The sequence below is a fragment of the Streptomyces sp. NPDC001508 genome, assembly GCF_040298665.1.
Lineage (GTDB): Bacteria > Actinomycetota > Actinomycetes > Streptomycetales > Streptomycetaceae > Streptomyces.
The window spans coordinates 1-4,267 of the sequence record NZ_JBEPAP010000133.1; the positions used below are offsets into that span (position 1 = coordinate 1).

General features: G+C 67.1%; 4 protein-coding genes. All 4 read right to left on the minus strand.

Annotated elements, in window-relative coordinates; all coding sequences use genetic code 11:
• Positions 1 to 125: 125 nt before the first annotated feature.
• Positions 126 to 821 carry a hypothetical protein gene (locus tag ABT245_RS45555; protein ID WP_351746973.1) on the minus strand — a complete coding sequence of 232 codons (696 nt, stop codon included), beginning with the start codon at positions 819 to 821 and terminating at the stop codon, positions 126 to 128.
• Positions 822 to 923: 102 nt separating this feature from the next.
• Positions 924 to 2,687: a site-specific integrase gene (locus ABT245_RS45560; RefSeq protein ID WP_351746976.1), complete on the minus strand. Its 1,764-nt coding sequence runs from the start codon at positions 2,685 to 2,687 to the stop codon at positions 924 to 926.
• On the minus strand, positions 2,684 to 3,013 hold the full coding sequence (locus ABT245_RS45565; RefSeq protein WP_351746978.1) for a helix-turn-helix domain-containing protein: 330 nt from the start codon (positions 3,011 to 3,013) through the stop codon (positions 2,684 to 2,686). Before ABT245_RS45565 ends, ABT245_RS45560 begins: the two co-directional genes overlap by 4 nt.
• 4 nt (positions 3,014 to 3,017) lie before the next feature.
• Positions 3,018 to 4,097 (minus strand): tyrosine-type recombinase/integrase, encoded by a 1,080-nt coding sequence (locus ABT245_RS45570; RefSeq protein ID WP_351746981.1) that lies wholly within the window; start codon positions 4,095 to 4,097, stop codon positions 3,018 to 3,020.
• Between the last annotated feature and the right edge of the window lie 170 nt (positions 4,098 to 4,267).

Here is a 4,267-nt window from a genome sequence, read left to right on the forward strand (position 1 = left end):
TGAAAGGTCCGGGAGTTCGCGCCTTCCGCGCCCCTGATTCCCATGAACCCAAGGATGGAGTCCCGATGACGAGGGTATCCCCTCCCGGGGTTCCGGGAACCGTCGACGCCGCCGTTGCCAAGGGCCTACATGCCGTCGGAAGTCGGCTGGGGGCTCGCGGGCTTGATCCCGGCGGTCAATCGGACCAGTGCCTGAAGCTGGATCTTCTCGGCGGCCTCCCATACGAGACACTCAGTGTCCCCGTACTGTGGCAGGGGCACCTGGGGGCGCTGCCGTGGGTACTGCCGCAGCACCAGTCGCTCCATGACTCGGGCCTGCCAGCGCGGCACCTTGACCTTCTGCAGGACAACGCCTCCGTGCGTCTCATGGTCGCGCACGCGCTGGTCGAGTCCGATACCGACCTTGACGAATCGCTCGCCGCACCAATCCGGGAAGGCAATCAGGTAGACCCAGGTCGGGGTCTCGTCGCCGAGTGGGAAGGAACCCAGGTTGTAAAAAATCCACCGGTCAGTCCGCGGCATGCGACCGACTGCGATGTGCCCGCCCGTGTGCCACAGCACGACGTCCTTCAGTGGGATCGTCTCAATCAGGGCTTCAAGCCGGTCGATGAAGTGCATTTGCTGCTTGTGCGGGGTGTTGCGTTTGTGCCCGCACGGACACTTGATGCGGTTTCGCACCTCGGCATAGGAGTGCCAGCTGTACGCGCGAACCCGGCCGCATTCGTCACAGGTGCGTATCTCAACCGGCTCTGGCATGCCTTGATAAGGCCGTTCGCTTGGCTTGCCGGACCACACCTCGATGCGCCTGGCCTGCATCCCCACATGCCCACCCCCGACGCGCATCGTACAGCCGTTCACACTTTGGCAGCGGGGCTTCTGACCGGGTCGGATATGCCGCAGGCTACGCGGGTCGCCCACGCCTGGTCACTGTGCTCCCGGCAGTGGCATTCCCTGCGGGTTGGCTGCACGCAGGTCGGAGTGCTCCAGGGTGCCCGCGTAGCGAAGGGCTGCTTCGATGGAGATTCCGAACAGGTCGCAGAGACGCCGGACGTCACCTCCGGTCGCGTAGATCTCCTGGAGGATGCGGTCCTCTCGCAGCGCCTGCGGCTTCAACTCGGCTTTCGACCAGGGAAAGTTGCGGCTGGCGGGCGTCAGTCGGTGGGCAGTGCGGCGGTTGATGAACAGGTGCGGATTGAGGCTGTTCGGCCATATCCGTGCCCGGTGGTCGAGGTAGGCCCGCAGCCGCGTGAGGACCGGACCGGCCAGGGGGATGACGCGGTCGTCCAAGTACAGCCTTCCGTCCCGCACATCGGTCAGGTGCAGGGCCTGGACCTGCGGGCCGGTCAGCGCGTGGAAGGCGACCATGGCTACCGCGCAAGCGCAGGCCGGGTCGGGCGAGTTCAGGGCCTTGCGGATCGCGTCCGTGGCGAGCGGCAGGGGGACGGTGGTGGAGGCGCGGGTGAGTTTCGTGCCGCGCGTGGGGTCCTGGAAGACCTGTTTGCGGGCCTTGAGGAGCCGAAACAGCGAGCGGAAGCCTTGCTCGGCGAAGTTCCGGTGGGCTCCGCGAGCGGGCAGTCCGGCCAGAAAGTCGTCGCGGGTGATCTCTGCGAGCGATTCGTGCCCTGCTGCGGCCCAGGCGCGCAGGATCGGGGCCATCCCGAGGATGTGCAGGTGCGCGGTCTGCGGGTGCCGAGCTCGTCGGCGCGGTGCCTGCCGGCTGCCCTCGATCATGACGTCGAGCCAGATCTGCAGCTGTTCGGTCATGGCCGCTGGAAGGTCCGCGGTGTGCTTGGCGAAGTAGTGCCGCACCGCGAGCGTCCTGTCGTCGATCAGCAGGCCGGCCGCGTCGAGGATCTCGATGGTGGACAAGGCCGTGCCACCGAGCCGGGGGAGCTCCAATACATCACTGGCGTGGATCTTGGTGCCCGGGGTGCTCTGGAGCGCGTGCAGCAGCTTGATGGAGCGCTTGACCTCGTTGGTGAGCTTCTTGCTCCAGTCGAAGCGGGCAGCGTGTTCACGCAGGACGGCGTCGCAGTGGGCGAGCATGTCCGTGTCGGGGGTGGCGATCTTCCGCTTGAGGGCGACGCGGTTGGCGTAGTTGGGCGGCATGCGAAACAGCAGCAGCTGGCGCCAGCGAACGGGTTCGAAGACTTCGGGCTGCGCCAGCTGAGCCTCCCCTGCGGGGCGCATGCGCACAGCGAAGGCTCGTCGGGTCTCGCCGCGGGCGTACGCGTAGTGCAGGTTGGCCAGGTACAGCTGCTGGCCGTTGCGGGCGACGGCGGAGTAGTCGGCGGCTCGGGATGGTTCCTGCGTCCGGCGCCCCTCTTCAAGGCACAGGCGGCACACTCCGCCGTTGCCGATGGGAGCCCGGCGTCCGCAGACCATGCAGTCGTCCTCCGGGTAGTGGTTGTGCCACCAGCGGCAGCTCCAGCAGTACCAGCTCTGACCCCGCACGACGCCCCAGGCCAGACACCCGCGGCAGGAGCCGGGATGCAGTGGAGCGCCTGGGTGGCAGACGGCGCACAGGCCCTGGCTGAAGTAGTCGCTGGAGCCGCACCCTCGGCACGGTGGCGGATCGATCGGCCCGCCGGGCACGCACGTGTAGCAGAAGTCCATCCGCGGCTTGGTCCAGGCGACCCTGTTGACCTGGCACACCAGGCACTTCGACGGTGGTCGGACGACGGTCACAGTGGCGGCTCCGATCGAGGGCCGCTGCCGAACCGCGGCTTGACGATGATCGACACGTCGGACTCCGCGGAGGCCGTCTGCTGGCGTCGTGGTCGCCGTGCGGCGACCTTCTCGGGCTCCCGGATGAGCAGGGCTGTGGGGTCGCAGTCCAGGACGGCGCAGATCATGTCCAAGTCGTCCAGCCTGATCGTCGTCGGGGTGCCGGTCCACAGCGCTGACATCTTCCCGGCGCTTATCTCCAGCCCGGCCTCCGCGAGGAGCCTGCGCATCTCCGCGGACTTCCAGATGCCGCGCTCTGCGGCCTTCAACCGCAGGTTCCACTGCATCGGTTCACGCCTCCTGTCCGAATCGGGCTTCCATCCGCTGGTTCGCCGTCATCCAGGACTGCTCGATGTGATCACTACGGACGTGGATGTATCCGGTCGTCGTGGACAGCCACTCGTGCCCCAGCAGCTCTTGCAGTGCCTTCAGGTCCATCCCGTCCCCGTACAGCGAGGAAGCGCAGTAATGGCGCAGCACATGCGGTGTGAGTCGCCCGGCCCAGGCTGGCAGCAGCATCTTGGTCTGCTTGGTCAGCGCGGTGCGCAGGGCGTCGTCTCCCACGCGGCGACAGCGGTCCAGGGCCCGGTCGTTGCGCTCGCTCGGCAGCATCGGAGCATCGGGGTCGGACCAGTCGTCCCCGAATTGGTGGCGCACTTCGGCCAGCCACCAGTCGATGAGCCGGTCCGCGCCGTTGATCGCCGGCACCAGGCGGGGCTTGGGGCCACGTCCCCGGCTGCCCTTGCCGAAGCGGACATGAAGCTTGCCGAAGTCGCCCAGGTCCGGACGCCAGTCGCGGATGTCCAGCCTGATCGTTTCGTTTATCCGGAGCCCGAGCCGGCGCCAAAGCGAGGCGGCGAAGTAGTTCCGGGCCGCTGGGAGATACTTCCGTGCCTGGGCCACCGAGCCGCGCCACTGCGTGAACAGGTGGTCAACCTCCGCGTCGGAGGGCGGGACGCGGACCTCACCCTGGTTCCTCCCGGGCGGCCGGTTGAATTCGTCGATGGGCTGCTCGACGATGCAACCGGTCAGGGCGCGAATGTCGCCCTGGTACCGGGCGATCACGAAGTCGTAGAACTGGGCGATCGTTCCGGCCTTGCCCGCCCGGGTGTTGGCACTCCGTCCCTGATGCCGCAGGCCCGCCAGGAAGCGATCCGCATCTTCGCAGGTCGCCGCCCAGATCGGACCCGGAAGCGAGCGGGCGAAGTCGATGATCGCCGATCGGGTGTTTCCCACATGACCGTCGGTCAGGCCGGCCGAGGCCATAGCAAGGGCGTACTGGTCGACGATCTCCTGCTCGAAGTCCTCGAGTTCCTGCTGTGTCTGAGCGCCCCGCGGGGAGGACAGGTTGCGCACCACGGCCAAGGTCATGAGTACCTCAGTTCAGGGATCCGCTGCATACGTCTGGGATACCGACCGAACTTCAGGAATCCCGACGGAACGTCGAATTTCTCACCCCAAGGGGTGAACCCCCCGTGGCCTGCCCTGCCAGGTCAAACAAGCCCCGAGAGCCCCCAGGAACCCACGGTCATAGAGACAAA

Coding starts and splice junctions, on each gene's coding strand:
- ABT245_RS45570 (WP_351746981.1), bottom strand. CDS start 4,097: ATGACCTTGGCCGTGGTGCGCAACCTGTCCTCCCCGCGGGGCGCTCAG.
- ABT245_RS45565 (WP_351746978.1), bottom strand. CDS start 3,013: ATGCAGTGGAACCTGCGGTTGAAGGCCGCAGAGCGCGGCATCTGGAAG.